This is a genomic window from Burkholderia sp. MSMB1078WGS (genome assembly GCF_001528895.1).
Taxonomy (GTDB): Bacteria; Pseudomonadota; Gammaproteobacteria; order Burkholderiales; family Burkholderiaceae; genus Burkholderia.
Genome location: NZ_LPDI01000005.1, coordinates 36,312 through 58,797, shown reverse-complemented (window position 1 = coordinate 58,797; position 22,486 = coordinate 36,312). Strand labels below are relative to the sequence as shown.

Genomic DNA, 22,486 nt, shown 5'->3' with positions numbered 1-22,486 from the left:
TGGTTTCGGTCGATCGGGCAGCCCGATTTCGCATTTTCGGTCCGTAAAGGCGGCCGGCGCGCTGCTTTTACCGGCTGGCTTGGCGTTTGCGCCAAAAATCGCTATAATCGCGGAGTCGCTGGGCGTACGGATTCAATGTGCGGCTCAGGTGCGACCACCAGTAAGAAGATGGGCGTTCCGCCCATTTTTTTTTGCTGAAACGGTTAGGCATCTCGGGTAGCGCTTCCTGCGCCGGCTAAGGCGCGCGCCCGCGGGTGAATCGCGAGCGGCGGGCGCGAACACCTGAGAGGACACTGTGCAACTGACGGAACTGATAGAAACCACGGTCACCGGGCTCGGCTACGAGCTGGTGGATCTCGAGCGCACCGGGCGCGGCATGCTTTGCATCTATATCGATCAGCCTGCCGGCATCTCGCTCGAAGATTGCGAAAAGGTCACGCGTCAGCTCCAGCACGTCTTGACGGTCGAAAACATCGATTACGAACGGCTCGAAGTCTCGTCCCCGGGGCTCGACCGCCCGTTGAAGAAGCTGGCCGACTTCGAGCGCTTCGCCGGCAGCGAAGTTTCCGTGACCTTGAAAAAGCCGCTGGACGGGCGCAAGACGTACCGGGGCATTCTGCACGCGCCGAATGGCGAAACGATCGGTTTGGAATTTGAGGGGAAGAAGGGCGAGGCAGCCATGCTGGATTTCACGCTGGCCGATATCGACAAAGCCCGCCTGATTCCGCAAGTTGACTTTAGGAGCCGCAAATAATGAGTCGCGAAGTGTTGATGCTGGTGGATGCGCTGGCGCGCGAGAAAAACGTCGACAAGGATGTGGTGCTGGGCGCCCTCGAGGCTGCGCTCGCGTCCGCTTCCAAGAAGCTGTTCGACGAAGGCGCCGAAATCCGCGTCCATATCGATCGCGAAAGCGGCGAGCACGAAACCTTCCGTCGCTGGCTCGTCGTGCCCGACGAGGCAGGCTTGCAGGAGCCGGATCGCGAGATCCTGCTGTTCGAGGCTCGTGAGCAGAACCCCGACGTCGAAGTCGGCGAGTATGTCGAGGAACCCGTTCCGTCGATCGAGTTCGGTCGCATCGGCGCGCAGGCCGCGAAGCAGGTGATCCTGCAGAAGGTGCGCGACGCGGAGCGCGAGCAGATCCTGAACGACTACCTCGAGCGTGGCGAAAAGATCATGACGGGTACGGTGAAACGCCTCGACAAGGGCAACTTCATCGTCGAATCGGGCCGTGTCGAGGCGCTGCTGCGCCGCGATCAACTGATCCCGAAGGAAAACCTGCGCGTGGGCGACCGCGTGCGCGCCTACATCGCGAAGGTCGACCGCACCGCGCGCGGCCCGCAGATCGAGCTGTCGCGCACGGCGCCCGAATTTCTGATGAAGCTGTTCGAGATGGAAGTGCCGGAAATCGAGCAGGGCCTGCTCGAGATCAAGGCGGCTGCCCGCGACCCGGGCGTGCGCGCGAAGATCGGCGTCATCGCATACGACAAGCGGATCGATCCGATCGGCACCTGCGTCGGCATCCGCGGCTCGCGCGTGCAGGCCGTGCGCAACGAGCTCGGTGGCGAAAACATCGACATCGTGCTATGGTCGGAAGATCCCGCCCAGTTCGTGATCGGCGCGCTCGCGCCGGCTGCCGTCCAGTCGATCGTCGTCGATGAAGAAAAGCATTCGATGGACGTCGTCGTCGACGAAAACGAACTGGCTGTCGCGATCGGCCGCAGCGGTCAGAACGTTCGCCTTGCCGGCGAGCTGACCGGCTGGCAGATCAACATCATGACGCCGGACGAATCCGCCCTGAAGCAGGGCGAAGAGCGCGACCGGCTGCGTGCACTGTTCATGGCGCGTCTCGACGTCGACGAGGAAGTTGCCGACATCCTGATCGACGAAGGCTTCACGAGCCTCGAAGAAATCGCGTACGTGCCGCTCAACGAAATGCTCGAAATCGAAGCGTTCGACGAGGACACCGTGCACGAACTGCGCAACCGCGCACGCGACGCGCTGTTGACGATGGCCATCGCGAACGAAGAAAAGGTCGAGAACGCAGCGCTGGATCTCAAGAGCCTCGACGGCATCACGCCGGAGCTGCTCGCGAAGCTGGCCGAACACGGCGTGCAGACGCGCGACGATCTCGCCGAGCTGGCTGTAGATGAACTGGTCGACATGACCGGGATGGAAGAGGATGCCGCTAAGGCGTTGATCATGAAAGCACGTGAACATTGGTTCCAGTGAGAAATGACCATGGCGCACTGATTTGATGGCGGCCGTATGGCCTGACCCGATGCTAACCGCAAGGAATCGGTCCTTGCACTAAGAGGAATGAATGGCGAGTAACAACGTAGCCCAATTTGCCGCGGAACTGAAAATGCCTGCTGGTGTGCTGCTCGAACAGCTGCAGGCAGCGGGCGTCCAGAAAGCGAGTGAAGACGATGCGCTGTCCGAAACGGACAAGGCGCGTCTGCTCGATCATTTGCGCAAGTCGCACGGCGCAACCGACGGCGACAAGCGCAAGATCACGCTGACCCGCAAGCATACGTCGGAGATCAAGCAATCTGACGCGACGGGCAAGGCTCGCACCATTCAGGTCGAGGTTCGCAAGAAGCGTACGTTCGTCAAGCGCGACGACGTGAGCGAAGGTGCGGAACAGGGTCAGGCGCAGGTCGCCGAAGCGGACGACGATGCGGAACTGAAGCGTCGCGAGGAAGAAGCGCGCCGCGAGGCCGAGTTGCTCGAGAAGCAGGCGCAGGAGCTGCGCGAGCGTCAGGAGCGCCTCGAGCGCGAGGAAGCCGAACGTCGCGCCCGCGAGGAAGCGGCGGAAGCCGAGCGCCGTCGCGCCGAGGAAGAAGCGGCGGCGAAGCGTGCCGCGGCGGAAGCCGCTGCGGCACGGCAGCAGGCGGCCGCGCAACAGGCCGCCGCAGCCGAGTCGGAAGCACCGAGTGCGCAGTCCGCGCAGGACGAAGCGCGCGCGGCCGCCGAACGTGCGGCGCAGCGCGAAGCGGCGAAGAAGGCCGAGGATGCTGCCCGCGAGGCGGCCGACAAGGCGCGCGCCGAGCAGGAAGAGATCAGCAAGCGTCGCGCGGCGGCGGAAGCCGAAGCACGCGCGATTCGCGAAATGATGAACACGCCGCGCAAGGCCGTGGTCAAGGCACCCGAACCGCCGAAGCCGGTCGAGGCGCCGAAGCCGGCCGAAGCGAAGGGCACGCTGCACAAGCCGGCGAAGCCGGAGGGTGCGCAGGCGCGTCCGGCCGTGAAGAAGCCGGTCGGTGCCGCGGCACCAGCCACGACGCAGGCGCCGGCAGGCGCGGGCGACCGCAACAAGAAGCCGGGCGCAGGCAAGGGCGGCTGGCAGGATGACGCATCGAAGCGTCGCGGCATCAAGACGCGCGGCGACTCGAGCGGCGGTGTCGACCGCGGCTGGCGCGGTGGCCCGAAGGGTCGCGGCCGTCACCAGGACAGCGCATCGTCGTTCCAGGCGCCGACCGAACCGATCGTCCGTGAAGTGCACGTGCCGGAAACCGTGTCGGTTGCGGATCTCGCGCACAAGATGTCGATCAAGGCCTCCGAAGTCATCAAGGTGATGATGAAGATGGGCCAGATGGTCACGATCAACCAGGTGCTGGACCAGGAAACGGCGATGATCATCGTCGAGGAGCTGGGCCACCGCGCGGTTGCCGCGAAGCTGGACGATCCGGAAGCGCTGCTCGTCGAAGGCGAAACCGGTACCGATGCGGAGCAACTGCCGCGTCCGCCGGTCGTCACGGTGATGGGTCACGTCGACCACGGCAAGACCTCGTTGCTCGACCACATCCGCCGCGCGAAGGTTGCCGCGGGCGAAGCGGGCGGCATTACGCAGCACATCGGCGCGTATCACGTCGACACGCCGCGTGGCGTCATCACGTTCCTCGACACGCCGGGTCACGAAGCGTTCACGGCAATGCGTGCGCGCGGCGCGAAGGCGACCGACATCGTCGTGCTGGTGGTGGCGGCCGACGACGGCGTGATGCCGCAGACGAAGGAAGCCATCGCCCACGCGAAGGCGGGTGGCGTGCCGATCGTCGTCGCGATCAACAAGATCGACAAGCCGGAAGCGAACCCCGATCGCGTGAAGCAGGAACTGGTCGCGGAAGGCGTCGTGCCGGAAGAATACGGTGGCGATTCGCCGTTCGTGCCGGTGTCGGCAAAGACGGGCGCAGGTATCGACGATCTGCTCGAGAACGTGCTGCTGCAGGCCGAAGTGCTGGAACTGAAGGCACCGGTCGAAGCGCCGGCCAAAGGCATCGTGATCGAAGCGAAGCTCGACAAGGGTAAAGGCCCGGTCGCGACGATCCTCGTGCAGTCCGGTACGCTGAACCGCGGTGACATCGTGCTGGCGGGTACGGCCTACGGCCGCGTCCGTGCGATGCTCGACGAGAACGGCAAGCCGACGAAGGAAGCCGGCCCGTCGATCCCGGTCGAAATCCAGGGTCTGTCGGAAGTGCCAGGTGCGGGCGAGGAAGTGATCGTGCTGCCGGACGAGCGCAAGGCGCGTGAAATCGCGCTGTTCCGTCAGGGCAAGTTCCGCGACGTGAAGCTCGCGAAGCAGCAGGCCGCGAAGCTCGAAAGCATGCTCGAGCAGATGGGCGAAGGCGAAGTGCAGAACCTGCCGCTCATCATCAAGGCAGACGTGCAGGGTTCGCAGGAAGCGCTCGTGCAGTCGCTGCTCAAGCTGTCGACCGACGAAGTGCGCGTGCAGATCGTGCACAGCGCGGTGGGCGGCATCAGCGAAAACGACGTCAACCTCGCGACGGCATCGAAGGCGGTCATCATCGGCTTCAACACGCGTGCGGATGCTCAGGCACGCAAGCTGGCCGAGGCGAACGGCATCGATATCCGCTACTACAACATCATCTACGACGCAGTGGACGAGGTGAAGGCGGCGATGTCGGGCATGCTGGCGCCGGAGAAGCGCGAAGTCGTCACCGGCATGGTCGAGGTGCGCCAGGTCTTCAAGGTACCGAAGGTCGGCACGGTCGCAGGCTGTATGGTCACGGACGGCATCGTCAAGCGCTCGTCGTCGGTGCGCGTGCTGCGCAACAACGTCGTGATCTTCACGGGCGAACTCGAATCGCTGAAGCGCTTCAAGGACGACGTGAAGGAAGTGAAGCAAGGCTTCGAGTGCGGTATGTCGGTGAAGAACTTCAACGACATCATCGAAGGCGACCAGTTCGAAGTCTTCGAAGTGACCGAAGTCGCACGTACGCTGTAATCGTCGCGTATCGGCTCATGGGCGGGGCAGGCTTGGGCTTGCCCCGCCCATTTTCATGGTGGCGTGCCGAAAATGGCCGCCGCTTCATCCTGATAAACGGATCACGGATCGATCATGTCCAGGAAACGTACTTCCCCCAATCGCAACGTTCAGATCGCCGATCAGATTCAGCGCGATCTGTCCGAACTCATCATGCGCGAGGTCAAAGATCCGCGCATCGGCATCGTGACCATCCAGAGCGTGGAACTCACGCCGGACTATGCGCACGCGAAGGTCTACTTCACGGCGCTCACCGGCGATCCGGAGAAGACGCAGGAGGCGCTGAACCATGCGTCGGGTCACCTGCACAACCTGCTGTTCAAGCGCCTGCACATTCATACGGTGCCGACGCTGCATTTCCATTACGACCAGACGATCGAGAAGGCCGTCGAAATGTCGCGCCTGATCAAGGAAGCGAACTCCACGCGCGCGAAGGACGACGACGAGGCCGACGTGCCTGCCAAGGACGACTGAGCTCGACCGGCCTATGACGAATGCTGCACCCCAACGTCCGCGCGTGCCCCGGCGCGTGCTGGACGGCGTTCTTCTGCTCGACAAGCCGGTCGGCCTGTCGAGCAACGATGCGCTGATTCGTGCGAAGCGCCTGCTGCTCGCGAAGAAGGCCGGTCACACCGGCACGCTCGATCCGTTGGCCTCGGGCCTGCTGCCGCTGTGTTTCGGCGAAGCGACCAAGTTCTCGCAGGACTTGCTCGACGCCGACAAGACCTACGAAGCGACGATGCGTCTCGGCCAGCGCACGGCCACCGGCGACGCCGAAGGTGACGTGATCGACACACGCCCCGTCGAATGCGATCGTGCGGCGGTGGAAGCCGCGCTCGTGCGTTTCACCGGCGATATCGTGCAGGTGCCGCCGATGTATTCGGCGCTCAAGCGCGATGGCAAGCCGCTGTACGAATATGCGCGGGCCGGCCAGACCGTCGAGCGGGAAGGCCGCAACGTGACGATCCACGCGCTGGAACTGCTAGCCTGCGAGCTGCCCGACGTGACGTTTCGCGTGACCTGCAGCAAGGGCACGTATGTACGCACGCTGGCGGAGGATATCGGCGAGGCGCTGGGTTGCGGCGCGCATCTGACGATGCTGCGTCGCACGGGCGTCGGTGCGCTGACGCTCGAGCACGCGGTGACGCTCGATGCACTGTCGGACGCTGCCGAATCGGCGCGCGATGCATGGCTTCAGCCGGTCGACGCGTTGCTGTCGACGTTTCCGGCCATTCGGCTCGACGACGCGTCCGCGAAGCGGTTCTTGCACGGCCAGCGCCTGCCGCTGTCGGCGCTCGAGCCGATCGACGCGGCCGACGGCGAGCGCGTGCGGGTGTACGACGCAACCCGATTGCTCGGCGTGGCACGCAAGGCGAATGGCGTGCTCGCACCGGAACGGCTCGTCGTGACGGCGCAATGACGCAGCGACGCACGCACGTGCACGCAGCGGAATGAAAAAGGCCCGGTCATTTTCGACCGGGCCTTTTGTTTGGCGTGATCGCGCCGTGATGCTGCTGCCGGGTGGCGCTCAGTGTGCCGCTGACGCCGCCGCACCGGCATCGCCGCCGCCCGCGCGTTCGGGCTTGGTGATCCAGATCAATCCGATCAGCAGCACGAAGATCGCGGCGGAAATGTAGAACAGATCGTTCACGCCGAGCTGCGCAGCCTGCTGCGTGGCCATGTTGTTGATCAGGCCGTGTGCCTGTTCCTGCGTGAGCCCGAGATTACCCATCTGAGTGACGGCCTGATTGAACGTCGGGTTGTACGGATTCGTCTGTTCGACCAGTTGCGCATGGTGGAAGTTGTTCCGATGGTCCCACGCGGTCTGGAAGATCGACGTACCGATGCCGCCGCACATGATCCGCACGAAGTTCGACAGGCCGGACGCCGCTGGAATGCGGTGGCCGGGCAGCCCGGACAACGTGATCGACACGAGCGGGATGAAGAAGCCCGCCATCGCGATACCCTGCACGAGCGTCGGCAGCGTCAGCGACCATTCGTCGACGCCGGTCGTGTAGCGCGAACGCATCCAGAAGCACAGCGCGAACGTGAGGAATGACGCCGTCGAGATGAAGCGCGGATCGGTGCGCGGCAGGTACTTCCCGGTGAGTGGCGACAACAGGATGGCGAACAACCCGACCGGCGCCATCACGAGGCCGGCGTCGGTCGCGGTGTAGCCGATTTGCGTCTGCAGCCACAGCGGTAACAGCACGAGATTGCCGAAGTACAGGCCGTAGCCGATCGACAGCGCGACCGTGCCGCCGGTGAAGTTTCGTATGCGGAACAGCGACAGGTCGACGACCGGGTGCTCGGCGGTCAGCTCCCAGATCACGAAGAACGCGAACGCGATGACGGCGGTCAGCGCGAGCACGACGATCGTCGTCGACGCGAACCAGTCCAGATCCTTGCCCTTGTCGAGCATGATCTGCAGCGAGCCGACCCAGACGACCAGCAGCGCGAGGCCCACGCCGTCGATCGGCGCACGGCGCACGGCCGACTCCCGATTCCGGTAGATCACCCACGTCGCGGCGGCGGCGGCGATGCCAACCGGGATGTTGACGTAGAAGATCCACGGCCACGAATAGTTGTCCGAGATCCAGCCGCCGAGAATCGGGCCCGCGACGGGGGCGATCAGCGTCGTCATCGCCCATAGTGCGAGCGCCATCGGCGCTTTCGCGCGTGGATAGCTCGACAGCAGGAGCGCTTGCGACAGCGGAATCATCGGGCCCGCGACGGCACCCTGGAGCACGCGTGACGCGAGCAGGAATGGCAGGCTCGGCGCCAGCCCGCACATCCACGACGAGATGACGAACAGGATGATCGACGCGAGGAACAGGCGGACTTGCCCGAAACGGTCGGTCAGCCAGCCGGTCAGCGGCACCGAGATTGCGTTCGCGACCGCGAACGACGTGATGACCCACGTGCCCTGATCGGACGACACGCCGAGGTCGCCCGAGATGGTCGGGATCGCGACGTTCGCGATGGACGTGTCGAGCACGTTCATGAACACCGCGAGCGATACCGCGATCGTCCCGAGCAGGAGTTGTCCGCCCTGCAGGGGCGGATGGGAGACAGGAGCCTGTGCCATGTCGGTTGTCTTTCCGGAGTCGGAACGGTTACATCATTTTCGCGGCGCTGCTCTGCTTCGCCGCGACCGGCGCCGACGCGTTGCCGCCTGCGTTTTCGGCGATGATGCGCGCGATTTCGGCATCGGCTTCGTCGCCGTATTTCGCGAACACGTTGGTTTCGTAGACGGTGTTCGGTGCGTTGACGAGCTGGTCGCCGCGTTCGTCCTTGATGTCCACGTCGACCTGCATCGACAGGCCGATGCGCAGCGGGTGCTTCTCGAGATCCTTCGGGTCGAGCTCGATCCGTACGGGCAGGCGCTGCACGACCTTGATCCAGTTGCCGGTCGCGTTCTGCGCGGGCAAGAGCGAGAACGCCGAGCCCGTGCCGGCCGAGAAGCCGACGACCTTGCCGTGGTACGTGACCGACGAGCCGTAGATGTCGGCCGTCATCTCGACCGGCTGGCCGATGCGCATGTGCTTCAACTGGACTTCCTTGAAGTTCGCGTCGACCCACACGGCATTGAGCGGCACCACCGACATCAGCGGGTTGCCGGGCGACACGCGCTGGCCGACCTGCACCGAGCGCTTCGCGACGTAGCCGGTGACCGGCGCCGGCAGCACGTTACGCGCGTTCGCGAGGTACGCGTCGCGCACCTTCGCGGCGGCGGCCATCACGTTCGGGTGCGACGCGATCGTCGTGTTCGCGGTCAATGCGCGATTCGATGCGAGCTGCTGTTGTGCTGCGTCGACCGATGCCTGCGCGGCCTTCACCGCGTCGCGGGCGTGCGAGATTTCTTCCTGCGATACGGCGCCCGTCTGCGCGACGGCCAGGCGGCGACGCAGGTCGTCCTGGGCTTTCGACAGGTCCGACTGGCGCAGCGCGACTTGCGCGCGGTACTGGTCGTCGTTGACGAACAGGCCGCGCACCTGGCGCACCGTCTGCGCGAGGTTGGCTTCCGCCTGCTGCAGCGCGACCTGCGAATCGGCCGGGTCGAGCACGACGAGCGGATCGCCGGCCTTGACCGTTTGCGTGTCGTCCGCCTTCACGGCGATCACGGTGCCGGTGACCTGCGGCGTGATCTGCACGACGTTGCCGTTTACGTATGCATCGTCGGTGTCTTCATGGAAGCGGGCGACGAGGAAGTAGTACAGGCCGTATGCGATGGCCGCGATCACGATGACCGCGACGAGCAGCGTCATCATTCGTTTGCGCTTGCCGTTGTTCTGCGGCTGCGCGCTGGCGGCGTTTTGTTGGTCGCTCATGGCGATTTTCTCCGTCCTTTATTTCGAGTGTCTGCGTAGTGGTGGCGCCGGATCAGTTGGCGGCCTGTTTGGTCGGCGTGGCCGCATCGGGCGCGGCGAGCGGCGTGCCGGTCGCGTCGAACCCGCCGCCGAGCGCCTTGATCAGGGCAAGCTGCATGTCGCGCCGGCGCATTTTCAGGTTGGTCACCGTCTGCTCCGATGCGAGGCGGTTGCTGTCCGCCGTCAGCACCTGCAGTTGCGGCGACAGGCCGGCCTTGTAGCGGATGACCGCGAGATCGTACGCACGCGTCGAGGCGTCGAGCGCACGCTGGGCGTCGCCCATCTGGCGATCGATCGCGCGGATCGACGCGACTTGCGTCGCGACGTCGTTCAGCGCGCTGATCAGCGTCTGGTTGTAGTTCGCGACCGACAGGTCGAAGTCGGCGTAGCGGCCCTTGAGCTGGGCGCGCAGCGCGCCGGCATCGAAGATCGGCAGGTGGATCGCGGGGCCGAATTGGGCCTGGCGACTCGCGAAGTTCAGGAATTTGCCCCAGCCGAACGCATCGAAGCCGAACCCGGCCGCGAGGTTCACGTCCGGGAAGAACTCGGCCTTCGCTTCCTTCACGTCGTGCATCGCGGCTTCGACCTGCCAGCGCGCGGCTACGATGTCGGGGCGGCGCGACACGAGATCGGCCGGCAGGTTGCCGGGCAGCGTGACGTTGCCGCTCGGGTTCATCACGGGCGCCGCGATCTGCAGCCCGCGATCCGGGCCCTTGCCGAGCAGCGCGGCGAGCTGGTAGCGCACCGTCGTGATCTGGCCGTCGAGGTCCGACAGAGAGGCCTGGGTGGTCGCGATGTTGCCGCGGGCCGTCTGGCGTTCGACGTTGGTATCGAGGCCGGCCGATACGCGGCCGTCGGTGATCTTGCCGACCGTCTCGCGGTTGGTGATCTCGCGTTGCGCGATGTCGCGCAGCGCATAGAGCTGTGCGAGCGAGTTGTAGGTGCGTGCGACCGACGACGCGAGCGTGATGCGCGCCTGTTGCATGTCGGCTTCGGCGGCTTTTTCCTGCGACACGGCCGTGTGCAGGCGCTCGCGGTTCTTGCCCCACAGGTCGAGTTCCCACGAGGCGCTCGCCAGCGCGTTGTTTTCGCTGTACCACTGGCCGCCGTACGGGGGCGGGAACAGGCCGTTCGACGAATACAGTTCACGTGTCCACGAATAGCTGGCTTCGGCCTTCGGCATCAGGTTCGAGCGCGACGATTCGATATACGACGACGCTTTCGCGATGCGCGCCTGCGCCTGCGCGATCGACGGGTTGCCCTGCAGCGCTTCGTCGATCAGCTTCGGCAATTGCGGATCGCCGAACTGGCTGGCCCAGTCGAGTGCCGGCCATTGGCCACCCTGGGCCGGCAGGCTCTGGGCGGATTCGAATTGCGACGCGGGGGCGATCTGCTTGTCGCTCTTGATGCCGATGTAATTCGCGCAGCCCGCCAGCGCCAGCGCGGCGATCGCGGCAGCGACGGCGGCGCGGCACGACCCGGCGCGCACGGACAACGGGGAGGATTTCATCGCGCTAACCCCTGACTCGGAATGAATGATGGACACTGCAAGGATTTCCTTACATTAATCTGTCAAAAGTAATTGTTATGGCAACTATTACGTGATGCTACCGCCGGCCGTCTCGCAATAGTTGCTGAGAATGCGGCGCAGCATGCTCTTCAGGAACCCGACTTCTTCCGGCGTAAACCCGTCCAGCACCTGGTCGAGCACGCTGCGAAAAATGGGCGGGAGCCGTTCGGCCAGCGCCCGGCCTTCGTCGGTGAGCTCGAGGCGCACGACGCGTCGGTCCTCGATGCTGCGCACGCGCGACAGCAGGCCGCGTTTCTCGACCCGGTCGAGCAAGCGCGTGACCGCGCTTGCGTCGATTCCGTATTCGCGCGCGAGTTCGGCGGCCGTCGAGCACTTGCCGACCGCGATCATGAACAGCATGCTCGCCTGTGTGCCCGTGATGCCGAGCTCTTCCTGCGTGCGCTGCGTGACGAGGTTGGTCATCACCGACTTCACGCGCGACATCAGATAACCGACGCTGTCGTTCATCTGATACGAAGACAACTGCGAAACGGGCGGAGGAGTAGGAGAATCCGACATAAAACCCTGAAGCTGCAATAGTTGACTAGGCAGCAGTATAGGCACAATTGCTTGCCGCGGCAAATGTTAATCGAACGGCAAAACCCGCGCTGTGTATCGCGAGAATCCCTTATCTCGATAAGGTTTTTGGGGCCGGCCGGCAAGGGTGAGGAAGCGGGTTCGTCTGTTCGGCAGAGGAGGGCGGAGCCGCCCGTTTTGCTGCATTGCAATGCGCGGGTCGGCTCTCGACACTCGTACGTGCTATAATTTGAGGCTTTCCAAGCTGCAACGCGCGCGCCCGTGAAAAACGAGCGCGCGCGTTTGCGCGTTCAAACGATTTCCAGGTTTCTATGACCCGCGCCCTTCGCAATATCGCCATCATCGCCCACGTCGACCACGGCAAAACCACGCTCGTCGACCAACTGCTCCGCCAGTCCGGCACCTTCCGCGAGAACCAGCAGATTGCGGAGCGGGTGATGGACTCGAACGACATCGAAAAAGAGCGCGGGATCACGATTCTCGCGAAGAACTGCGCGGTCGAATACGAAGGCACGCACATCAACATCGTCGACACGCCGGGGCACGCGGACTTCGGCGGCGAAGTCGAGCGCGTGCTGTCGATGGTCGACTCGGTGCTGCTGCTCGTCGATGCGGTCGAAGGCCCGATGCCGCAAACGCGCTTCGTCACGAAGAAGGCGCTCGCGCTCGGCCTGAAGCCGATCGTCGTCGTCAACAAGATCGATCGTCCGGGCGCGCGGATCGACTGGGTCATCAACCAGACCTTCGACCTGTTCGACAAGCTCGGCGCGACCGAAGAGCAGCTCGACTTCCCGATCGTGTACGCATCGGGCCTGAACGGCTACGCGTCGCTCGACCCGGCTGCTCGCGAAGGCGACATGCGCCCGCTGTTCGAGGCGATCCTCGCGCACGTGCCGGTTCGCCCGGCCGATCCGGAAGCGCCGCTGCAGCTCCAGATCACGTCGCTCGACTATTCGACGTACGTCGGCCGGATCGGCGTCGGTCGCATCACGCGCGGCCGCATCAAGCCGGGCCAGCCGGTCGCGATGCGTTTCGGCCCGGAAGGCGACGTGCTGAACCGCAAGATCAACCAGGTGCTGTCGTTCAAGGGGCTGGAGCGCGTGCAGGTCGAGTCGGCCGAGGCGGGCGACATCGTGCTGATCAACGGTATTGAAGACGTCGGCATCGGCGCGACGATCTGCGCGGTCGACACGCCGGAAGCGCTGCCGATGATCACCGTCGACGAGCCGACGCTGACGATGAACTTCCTCGTCAACTCGTCGCCGCTCGCCGGCCGCGAAGGCAAGTTCGTGACGAGCCGCCAGATCCGCGACCGCCTGATGAAGGAACTGAACCACAACGTCGCACTGCGCGTGAAGGATACCGGCGACGAAACGGTGTTCGAAGTGTCGGGTCGCGGCGAACTGCATCTGACGATTCTCGTCGAGAACATGCGCCGCGAAGGCTACGAACTGGCCGTGTCGCGTCCGCGCGTCGTGATGCAGGAGATCGACGGCGTGCGTCACGAGCCGTACGAGCTGTTGACGGTGGACGTCGAGGACGAACACCAGGGCGGCGTGATGGAAGAGCTGGGCCGCCGCAAGGGCGAGATGCTCGACATGGCGTCGGACGGCCGCGGCCGCACGCGTCTGGAGTACAGGATCTCGGCGCGTGGCCTGATCGGCTTCCAGAGCGAATTCCTGACGCTCACGCGCGGCACGGGCCTGATGAGCCACATCTTCGACTCGTACGCACCGGTCAAGGACGGTTCGGTCTTCGAGCGCCGCAACGGCGTGCTGATCTCGCAGGACGATGGCGCCGCGGTGGCGTACGCACTGTGGAAGCTGCAGGATCGCGGCCGCATGTTCGTGAAGCCGGGCGACGCGCTGTATGAGGGCATGATCATCGGCATCCATAGCCGCGACAACGACCTCGTCGTGAACCCGATCAAGGGCAAGCAGTTGACCAACGTGCGCGCGTCGGGTACCGACGAAGCCGTGCGTCTCGTGCCGCCGGTCCAGATGTCGCTGGAGTACGCGGTCGAATTCATCGACGACGACGAACTCGTCGAAGTGACGCCGCAGTCGATCCGCCTGCGCAAGCGCTTCCTGAAGGAGCACGAGCGTCGCCGCGCGAGCCGCGAAGGCGCGGTCGACTAAGCATCGATCGTTCCCGCATCACGGAAAAGGCCGCCTTCGGGCGGCCTTTTTTGCATTCGCGCGACCGGCAACCGGGCCGGTTGCAAAACACTGTTCCCGCAGGCCGCGGCAATCCGGCAAAACCCCGCCGCGCGGTGCTTTCGCGCGCATTGCGCCGTGAACTCCGGTATCGGTTCTGTGATATGCTGCGCGCACGCAAGTTTTAGGTCCTTCCAAGCAAGACTTGATTCGCAATCCGCTAAACGGTCAGGCCGTGTCGCGGAAGGTTGAGTAACCCGCTATTTCTCGAGAAGCTCGAAGAAAGGTGAGCGTAAAATGTCAGATGTAATGAAGCAGTTTCAGCTGAACTCCTATCTGTTCGGCGGCAATGCTTCGTACGTTGAAGAACTGTACGATGCATACCTCAACAATCCGGCATCGGTGCCGGAGAACTGGCGAGAGTATTTCGACGCGCTGCAGAACGTGCCTGCGACGGACGGCTCGAATGCCAATGACGTCGCTCACTTCCCGATCGTCGAATCGTTCGCCGAGCGTGCGAAGGCCAATGCCTTCATTCCGCGCGAAAGCACCAGCAATCTCGCGACCGCACGCAAGCAGGTGCACGTCCAGTCGCTCATCAGCGCCTATCGCTTCCTCGGCTCGCAATGGGCCAACCTCGATCCGCTGAAGCGTCGCGAGCGTCCGGCCATTCCCGAGCTCGAACCCGCGTTCTACGATTTCTCCGAAGGCGACCTCGACCAGACGTACAGCGCAAGCAACCTGTACTTCGGTTTCGACCAGGCTTCGCTGCGCGACATCGTCAAGGGCCTGCGCGACACGTACTGCGGCACGATCGGCGCCGAGTACATGTACATCAGCGATCCTGAGCAGAAGCGCTGGTGGCAGGAGCGCCTGGAATCGACCCGCGCGACGCCGGCCTTCTCGGCCGACAAGAAGAAACACATTCTGAATCGCCTGACGGCCGCCGAAGGCCTCGAGCGCTACCTGCACACCAAGTACGTCGGCCAGAAGCGCTTCTCGCTCGAAGGCGGCGAAAGCTTCATCGCGGCGATGGACGAAGTCGTCCAGCACGCGGGCAAGCGCGGCGTGCAGGAAATCATCATCGGCATGGCTCACCGCGGCCGCCTGAACGTGCTGGTCAACACGCTGGGCAAGATGCCGGCCGACCTGTTCGCCGAATTCGAAGGCAAGCACGTCGACGACCTGCCGGCCGGCGACGTGAAATACCACAAGGGCTTCTCGTCGGACGTGTCGACGGAAGGTGGCCCGGTCCACCTGTCGCTCGCGTTCAACCCGTCGCACCTCGAAATCGTGAACCCGGTGGTCGAAGGTTCCGCGAAGGCGCGGATGGACCGTCGCGGCGACGAAGACGGCCTGCAAGTGCTGCCGGTGCAGATCCACGGCGACGCGGCGTTCGCCGGCCAGGGCGTCGTGATGGAAACGCTGAACCTCGCGCAGACGCGCGGTTACGGCACGCACGGCACGCTGCACATCGTGATCAACAACCAGATCGGCTTCACGACGTCCGACCCGCGCGACGCGCGCTCGACGCTGTACTGTACCGACGTCGTCAAGATGATCGAAGCGCCGGTGCTGCACGTGAACGGCGACGATCCGGAAGCCGTCGTGCTCGCGATCCAGATCGCGATCGACTACCGGATGCAGTTCCACAAGGATGTCGTGATCGACATCGTCTGCTTCCGCAAGCTGGGTCACAACGAGCAGGACACGCCGGCCGTCACGCAGCCGCTGATGTACAAGAAGATCGCGCAGCACCCGGGCACCCGTGCGCTGTATGCCGAGAAGCTCGTGCAGCAGGGCGTGATCACCGCGGAAGACGCCGACAACTACGTGAAGGCGTACCGCAAGGCGATGGACGACGGCCACCACACCGTCGATCCGGTGCTGTCGAACTACAAGAGCAAGTACGCGGTCGACTGGGTGCCGTTCCTGAACCGCAAGTGGACGGACGCAGCCGACACGGCCGTGCCGCTCGCCGAACTGAAGCGCCTGGGCGAACGCATCACGACGGTTCCGGAAAACTTCAAGGTTCACCCGCTCGTCGAGCGCGTGATCAACGACCGCCGCAACATGGCGCGCGGCGACCAGCCGCTCGACTGGGGCATGGGCGAACACCTCGCATTCGCGTCGCTCGTCGCATCGGGCTACTCGGTGCGCCTGACGGGCCAGGACTCGGGTCGCGGCACGTTCACGCACCGTCACGCGGTGCTGCACGACCAGAACCGCGAGCGCTGGAACGACGGCACGTACGTGCCGCTGCAGAACATCGCCGAAGGTCAGGCGAAGTTCACGGTGATCGACTCGGTGCTGTCGGAAGAAGCGGTGCTGGGCTTCGAATACGGTTACTCGACTGCCGAGCCGAACACGCTCGTGCTGTGGGAAGCGCAGTTCGGCGACTTCGTCAACGGCGCGCAGGTCGTGATCGACCAGTTCATCTCGTCGGGCGAAGTGAAGTGGGGCCGCGTGTCGGGTCTCACGATGCTGCTGCCGCACGGCTACGAAGGCCAGGGTCCGGAACACTCGTCCACGCGTATCGAGCGTTTCCTGCAACTGTGTGCCGACCACAACATGCAGGTCGTCCAGCCGACGACGCCGGCGCAGATCTTCCACCTGCTGCGTCGCCAGATGATCCGCCTGTTCCGCAAGCCGCTGATCGTCGCCACGCCGAAGTCGCTGCTGCGCCACAAGGAAGCGGTGTCGGACCTGTCGGAACTCGCGAAGGGTTCGTTCCAGCCGGTACTGGGCGAAACCGACGGCGGCATCGACGCGAAGAAGGTCAAGCGCGTGCTGGTGTGCTCGGGCCGCGTGTATTACGACCTCGTCGCGCATCGCCGCGAAGCGAAGGCGAACGACGTCGCGATCATCCGTATCGAGCAGCTGTATCCGTTCGCGCACAAGCAGTTCGAAGCCGAAATGAAGAAGTACGAGAACGCGACTGAAGTGGTCTGGGTGCAGGACGAGCCGCAGAACCAGGGCCCCTGGTTCTACGTCGAGCACCACCTGAAGGAAGGCATGAAGGAAGGGCAGAAGCTGGCATACAGCGGCCGTCCGGCTTCGGCCTCGCCGGCGGTTGGCTACTACGCGAAGCACTACGAGCAGCAGAAGGCCCTGATCGAAGGTGCATTCGGCCGCCTGAAGAGCGCATCGATCGCGAAATAATCGACGTCAAGCGAAACGGGAAGGCGCGCGGCGCTTTCCCGTTCCTTTTGGCCTGCCGGGCGCGTCGCGCGCCGCACCGGCCGAAGGAATCGCACGAACCTCGTCATACCCCAGATTAAGCATCCAGGAAAATCACATGGCTATCGTAGAAGTCAAAGTCCCCCAGCTTTCGGAGTCGGTGTCGGAAGCCACCATGCTGCAGTGGAAGAAGAAGCCGGGCGAAGCAGTCGCGCAGGACGAAATCCTGATCGAACTCGAGACCGACAAGGTCGTCCTCGAAGTGCCGGCGCCGGCCGCGGGCGTGCTCGCGCAAGTGCTGCAGAACGACGGCGACACGGTGGTCGCCGATCAGGTGATCGCGACGATCGACACCGAAGCGAAGGCAGGTGCTGCCGAAGCAGCTGCAGGCGCCGCCGAAGTCAAGCCGGCGGCAGCGCCTGCTGCAGCCGCACCGGCCGCACAGCCGGCCGCCGCGACCGCATCGAGCTCGGCCGCCGCATCGCCGGCCGCAGCGAAGCTGCTGGCCGAGAAGGGCCTGTCGACGGGCGACGTCGCAGGTTCGGGCCGCGACGGCCGCGTCACGAAGGGCGACGCGCTGGCCGCAGGCAGCGCACCGAAGGCCGCTCCGGCCGCCGCGCCGGCGAAGACCGCCGCTGCGAAGCCGGCGCTGCCGGAAGTGAAGGTGCCGGCGTCGGCGGCGACGTGGCTGAACGACCGTCCGGAGCAGCGCGTGCCGATGTCGCGCCTGCGCGCGCGTATCGCCGAGCGCCTGCTCGAATCGCAGCAGACCAACGCGATCCTGACGACGTTCAACGAAGTGAACATGGCTCCGGTCATGGAACTGCGCAACAAGTACAAGGACAAGTTCGAGAAGGAACACGGCGTGAAGCTCGGCTTCATGTCGTTCTTCGTGAAGGCGGCCGTCCATGCGCTGAAGAAGTTCCCGCTCGTGAACGCGTCGATCGACGGTAACGACATCGTCTACCACGGCTACTTCGACATCGGTATCGCGGTCGGTTCGCCGCGCGGCCTGGTCGTGCCGATCCTGCGCAACGCGGATCAGCTGAGCCTCGCCGAAATCGAGAAGAAGATTGCCGAATTCGGCCAGAAGGCGAAGGACGGCAAGCTGTCGATCGAGGAAATGACGGGCGGTACGTTCTCGATCTCGAACGGCGGCGTGTTCGGTTCGATGCTGTCGACCCCGATCATCAACCCGCCGCAGTCGGCCATTCTCGGCGTGCACGCGACGAAGGAGCGCCCGGTCGTCGAAAACGGCCAGATCGTGATCCGCCCGATCAACTACCTGGCGCTGTCGTACGACCACCGCATCATCGACGGCCGCGAAGCCGTGCTGTCGCTCGTCGCGATGAAGGATGCGCTGGAAGATCCGGCACGCCTGCTGCTCGACCTGTAAGCCGAGTCTCACTGCATCGACCCGTTCGCAGGTTCGCGCGCACGCGTGAACCTGCGGGCGTACAAGTAGAAAGGATTGTCATGTCCAAGGAATTTGACGTCGTCGTGATCGGCGCCGGCCCCGGCGGCTACATTGCCGCGATTCGCGCTGCGCAGCTCGGCAAGACCGTTGCCTGTATCGAGAAGTGGAAGAACCCGGCCGGCGCGCTGAAGCTCGGCGGCACCTGCCTGAACGTCGGCTGCATCCCGTCGAAGGCGCTGCTCGCGTCGTCGGAAGAGTTCGAGAACACGTCGCATCACCTGGCCGACCACGGCATCACGGTCGACGGCGTGAAGATCGACGTCGCGAAGATGCTCGGCCGCAAAGACGCGATCGTCGAGAAGATGACGAGCGGGATCGAGTTCCTGTTCAAGAAGAACAAGATCACCTGGCTGAAGGGCCATGGCAAGTTCACCGGCAAGACCGATGCCGGCGTGCAGATCGAAGTGAGCGGCGAGGGTGAAACCGAAGTCGTCACCGCGAAGAACGTGATCATCGCGACGGGTTCGAAGGCGCGTCACTTGCCGAACATCCCGGTCGACAACAAGATCGTGTCGGACAACGAGGGTGCGCTGACGTTCGATTCGGTGCCGAAGAAGCTCGCCGTGATCGGCGCGGGCGTGATCGGCCTCGAGCTCGGCTCGGTGTGGCGCCGCCTCGGCGCCGACGTGACGGTGCTCGAAGCGCTGCCGGCATTCCTCGGCGCAGCCGACGAAGCGCTTGCGAAGGAAGCGGCGAAGCTGTTCAAGAAGCAGGGCCTCGACATCCATCTCGGCGTGAAGATCGGCGACGTGAAGACGACCGCGAACGGCGTGTCGATCGCTTACACGGACAAGGACGGCAACGCGCAGACGCTCGACGCCGACCGCCTGATCGTGTCGGTCGGCCGCGTGCCGAACACCGACAACCTCGGCCTCGAGGCCATCGGCCTGAAGGCGAACGAGCGCGGCTTCATCGACGTGGACGACCACTGCCGCACCGCAGTGCCGAACGTGTACGCGATCGGCGACGTGGTGCGCGGCCCGATGCTCGCGCACAAGGCGGAAGACGAAGGCGTGCTGGTTGCGGAAGTGATCGACGGGCAGAAGCCGCACATCGACTACAACTGCATTCCTTGGGTGATCTACACGTACCCGGAAATCGCATGGGTCGGCAAGACGGAGCAGCAGCTGAAGGCCGAAGGCCGCGAGATCAAGACGGGCAAGTTCCCGTTCTCGATCAACGGCCGCGCGCTCGGCATGAATGCGCCGGACGGTTTCGTGAAGATGATCGCGGACGCGAAGACCGACGAACTGCTCGGCGTGCACGTGATCGCCGCGAACGCGTCGGACCTGATCGCGGAGGCCGTGGTGGCGATGGAGTTCAAGGCGGCGTCGGAAGACATCGCCCGCATCTGCCATCCGCACCCGTCGATGTCGGAAGTGATGCGCGAAGCGGCGCTCGCGGTCGACAAGCGCTCGCTGAACAGCTGAGCACGGTGTAGCGCCTGCCGGCCGTCGGCCGGCGCAGCCGTCTCATGACGAAGGCGGGCGGGGTTTCCCGCTCGCCTTCGTTCTTTCCGGTTTGCCCGATGAACGTCACCGAATACTACACGCGCGAACTGACCACGCGCGGCTATCAGTCCGATCCCGCTCAGCGCGCGGCCGTCGATCGCCTGCAGCGCTGTTTCGACGAATGGGTCGACTACAAGGCGCGCCGCTCGAACGCTTTCAAGAAGCTCATCAATCACCCGGATCTCCCGCGCGGCGTCTACATGTGGGGCGGTGTCGGTCGCGGCAAGAGCTTCCTGATGGACAGCTTCTACGCAGTCGTACCCGTGCAGCGCAAGACGCGCCTGCATTTCCACGAATTCATGCGCGAAGTGCACCGCGAGCTCGAGGAACTGAAAGGGCAGGCCGATCCGCTCGACGAACTCGCGCGACGCATCGCGAAGCGTTACCGGCTGATCTGCTTCGACGAGTTCCACGTGTCGGACATCGCCGACGCGATGATCCTGTATCGCTTGCTCGATCGCCTGTTCAACAACGGCGTGCAGTTCGTGATGACGTCCAATTACGATCCCGACGACCTGTATCCGGACGGCCTGCATCGCGACCGCATGCTGCCGGCGATCGCGCTGATCAAGGAAAAGCTCGACGTGCTCAACGTCGACGCAGGGGTCGACTATCGCCAGCGCACGCTCGCGCAGGTGAAGATGTATCACACGCCGCTCGGCGCGGAAGCCGATCGCGAGCTGCGCCATGCATTCGGCAAGCTGGCGGCCGTGCCCGACGAGAGCCCGATCCTGCATATCGAGAAGCGCGAACTGAAGGCGCTGCGCAAGGCGGACGGCGTCGTGTGGTTCGATTTCGCGACGCTGTGCGGCGGCCCGCGTTCGCAGAACGACTACCTCGAACTGGCGAGCCGTTTTCATGCGATCGTGCTGTCCGAGGTGCCGCAGATGTCGCCGCGGATGGCGTCCGAAGCGCGCCGCTTCACATGGCTCATCGACGTGCTCTACGATCACAAGGTCAAGCTGCTGATGTCCGCGGCGGTGCCGGCCGAAGCGTTGTACGTCGAAGGCCCGATGGCCAACGAATTCGCGCGGACGGTCTCGCGCATCGTCGAGATGCAGTCGAAGGAGTATCTCGAAACGCCGCGTCGCATCGTCGATACGTCGTTGACCTGAGCGGATGGCGGGTGCTCGCAACCGGCGTAATTTAAACGTCAATTTCGGTTAGATTCAGGCAATCTTCGGGTATTTTCGGATTTGTCTTATATTCATCGTTGAGGTGAGCCGATATTGTGGTGTCATGGTTATTAAGGCTGGAGATGTCCATGACACCGTATCGCGATTTGACCGACCACGAATGGCGCTGCGTCGCGCCGCTTCTGCCCGAAATGCAGCCGCGCACCGAATTGCGCGGCCGGCCGTTAGCCAATACGCGGGCCGTGCTGAACGGTGTGCTTTGGGTGATCTACAGTGGCGCAACATGGTCGGCCATGCCGCGCCGTTACCCGTCGTATCAGACATGCCATCGCCGCTTCAAGGTGTGGCACGAAACGGGCACGCTGATGAACGTGATGCGTGAGCTTTACGGCGACGCCGGCATGAATCTGTGCAACGAACTGTCCGCGCGGATGCGCAAGCATACGCAATCGAAGGCGGCAGAGGCGCGTAGCAACGCGGCGCCCGCGTATCGTGCACCGGGTAGCTATGCATCGGATGCGATGAAGCACGCGGCGTGAAGTCCCTCGGTTTTCGTTGCGCACGCCCCAAAGGAAATCGGCCTGACGACGTCGTCGCAGGCCGATTTTTTTATTGAGCCGCCCGTTTCGGCGCGTGCTGCGTTATTGCTGGCGCACCCACGTCTGCGACCGGCCCAGCAGCGACACGCCGATGTACCCGCGCACCACGAGCTTCTGGCCGCCGTCTTCAAGCGTCATCTTGCACTTGTAGACCTTGCCGTTCTCCGGGTCGAGAATGTTGCCGCCGTCCCAGTGGTCGCCGTCCTTCTTCATCGCCTTGATGATCGTCATGCCCTTGATGAACTGGTCTTTGCGCTCGTCCGTGCACGCGGTGCAGCGGCGATCGGGCGTATCGTTCGCACCGAGGCCCTTGACGACCTTGCCCGTCAGCGAGCCGTCGCCGTCCTCGGCGATCTGCACGAGTGCCTTCGGTTGATGGGTGTTGTCGTCGATCGTCTGCCACATGCCGACGGGGCTGTCGGCTTGCGCGAACGTGGGAGCTGCACACGCGAGCAGGGCGCCGGCAATGGCGATCGCACGCAACGGGCGGGTCAGTTGAATCATTGTCATCCTCCTTGTTTTGCATGTCTGTTCGATTTGCCGCACGACCGTCTACATGGGGCGGGCCTGTTGCGAGCCTCGCCAGAATACGTGAAACCGTGCGCCACGTTTGATAGAGGGGACTCTAATCGAAACAGCCCGCGTGACGCGGGCTGTGAGGCGGCTTTG

Annotated in this window: 16 protein-coding genes; 11 read left to right on the top strand and 5 right to left on the bottom strand. The window is 64.1% G+C overall.

Translation table 11 applies throughout. From position 1 onward, the window contains the following. The first annotated feature begins 295 nt into the window (after positions 1–295). The 5 genes from rimP (at position 296) to truB (ending at position 6,701) form a co-directional block, all read left to right on the top strand. Positions 296–754: a ribosome maturation factor RimP gene (rimP, locus tag WT24_RS01425; RefSeq protein ID WP_011351796.1), complete on the top strand. Its 459-nt coding sequence runs from the start codon at positions 296–298 to the stop codon at positions 752–754. Then, complete coding sequence (nusA, locus tag WT24_RS01420; protein WP_059499058.1) at positions 754–2,229, top strand: transcription termination factor NusA; 1,476 nt, start codon at positions 754–756, stop codon at positions 2,227–2,229. Before rimP ends, nusA begins: the two co-directional genes overlap by 1 nt. A gap of 91 nt (positions 2,230–2,320) precedes the next feature. Next, positions 2,321–5,242, top strand: a complete 2,922-nt coding sequence (gene infB, locus WT24_RS01415; RefSeq protein ID WP_059499057.1) for a translation initiation factor IF-2 — start codon at positions 2,321–2,323, stop codon at positions 5,240–5,242. A gap of 114 nt (positions 5,243–5,356) precedes the next feature. Beyond that, on the top strand, positions 5,357–5,755 hold the full coding sequence (rbfA, locus tag WT24_RS01410; RefSeq protein WP_053525271.1) for a 30S ribosome-binding factor RbfA: 399 nt from the start codon (positions 5,357–5,359) through the stop codon (positions 5,753–5,755). Positions 5,756–5,768: 13 nt separating this feature from the next. Next, positions 5,769–6,701: a tRNA pseudouridine(55) synthase TruB gene (gene truB / locus WT24_RS01405; RefSeq protein ID WP_059789764.1), complete on the top strand. Its 933-nt coding sequence runs from the start codon at positions 5,769–5,771 to the stop codon at positions 6,699–6,701. A gap of 108 nt (positions 6,702–6,809) precedes the next feature. On the opposite strand, the gene WT24_RS01400 is transcribed toward truB, so the two are convergent. From WT24_RS01400 to WT24_RS01385, 4 genes are all read right to left on the bottom strand, one after another. Further along, positions 6,810–8,369: a DHA2 family efflux MFS transporter permease subunit gene (locus tag WT24_RS01400; protein WP_060030632.1), complete on the bottom strand. Its 1,560-nt coding sequence runs from the start codon at positions 8,367–8,369 to the stop codon at positions 6,810–6,812. A gap of 28 nt (positions 8,370–8,397) precedes the next feature. After that, positions 8,398–9,612 carry an HlyD family secretion protein gene (locus WT24_RS01395; protein WP_059789765.1) on the bottom strand — a complete coding sequence of 405 codons (1,215 nt, stop codon included), beginning with the start codon at positions 9,610–9,612 and terminating at the stop codon, positions 8,398–8,400. Positions 9,613–9,664: 52 nt separating this feature from the next. Beyond that, complete coding sequence (locus WT24_RS01390; RefSeq protein ID WP_060030629.1) at positions 9,665–11,161, bottom strand: efflux transporter outer membrane subunit; 1,497 nt, start codon at positions 11,159–11,161, stop codon at positions 9,665–9,667. An 87-nt stretch (positions 11,162–11,248) separates the two neighbouring features. Continuing rightward, positions 11,249–11,740, bottom strand: coding sequence for a MarR family winged helix-turn-helix transcriptional regulator (locus tag WT24_RS01385; protein WP_059499052.1), 492 nt, complete (start codon positions 11,738–11,740; stop codon positions 11,249–11,251). A gap of 329 nt (positions 11,741–12,069) precedes the next feature. Between WT24_RS01385 and typA the strand changes: the two genes are divergently transcribed. From typA to WT24_RS01355, 6 genes are all read left to right on the top strand, one after another. Further along, a complete protein-coding gene (gene typA, locus WT24_RS01380) occupies positions 12,070–13,896 on the top strand; it encodes a translational GTPase TypA (protein WP_059499051.1) in 1,827 nt (608 codons plus the stop codon). A gap of 315 nt (positions 13,897–14,211) precedes the next feature. Then, on the top strand, positions 14,212–17,076 hold the full coding sequence (locus WT24_RS01375; RefSeq protein WP_059499050.1) for a 2-oxoglutarate dehydrogenase E1 component: 2,865 nt from the start codon (positions 14,212–14,214) through the stop codon (positions 17,074–17,076). 136 nt (positions 17,077–17,212) lie between these two features. Further along, entirely contained in the window at positions 17,213–18,490 is a 1,278-nt protein-coding gene (gene odhB, locus WT24_RS01370; RefSeq protein ID WP_059785457.1) for a 2-oxoglutarate dehydrogenase complex dihydrolipoyllysine-residue succinyltransferase, read from the top strand. Positions 18,491–18,570: 80 nt separating this feature from the next. Then, positions 18,571–20,001, top strand: a complete 1,431-nt coding sequence (gene lpdA, locus WT24_RS01365; RefSeq protein WP_059499048.1) for a dihydrolipoyl dehydrogenase — start codon at positions 18,571–18,573, stop codon at positions 19,999–20,001. 98 nt (positions 20,002–20,099) lie between these two features. Beyond that, positions 20,100–21,197, top strand: a complete 1,098-nt coding sequence (gene zapE, locus WT24_RS01360) for a cell division protein ZapE (RefSeq protein ID WP_059499047.1) — start codon at positions 20,100–20,102, stop codon at positions 21,195–21,197. Between the two features lie 149 nt (positions 21,198–21,346). Further along, positions 21,347–21,757, top strand: coding sequence for a transposase (locus tag WT24_RS01355; protein WP_034207126.1), 411 nt, complete (start codon positions 21,347–21,349; stop codon positions 21,755–21,757). 102 nt (positions 21,758–21,859) lie between these two features. On the opposite strand, the gene WT24_RS01350 is transcribed toward WT24_RS01355, so the two are convergent. Next, positions 21,860–22,321 carry a DUF2147 domain-containing protein gene (locus tag WT24_RS01350; RefSeq protein ID WP_060030626.1) on the bottom strand — a complete coding sequence of 154 codons (462 nt, stop codon included), beginning with the start codon at positions 22,319–22,321 and terminating at the stop codon, positions 21,860–21,862. Between the last annotated feature and the right edge of the window lie 165 nt (positions 22,322–22,486).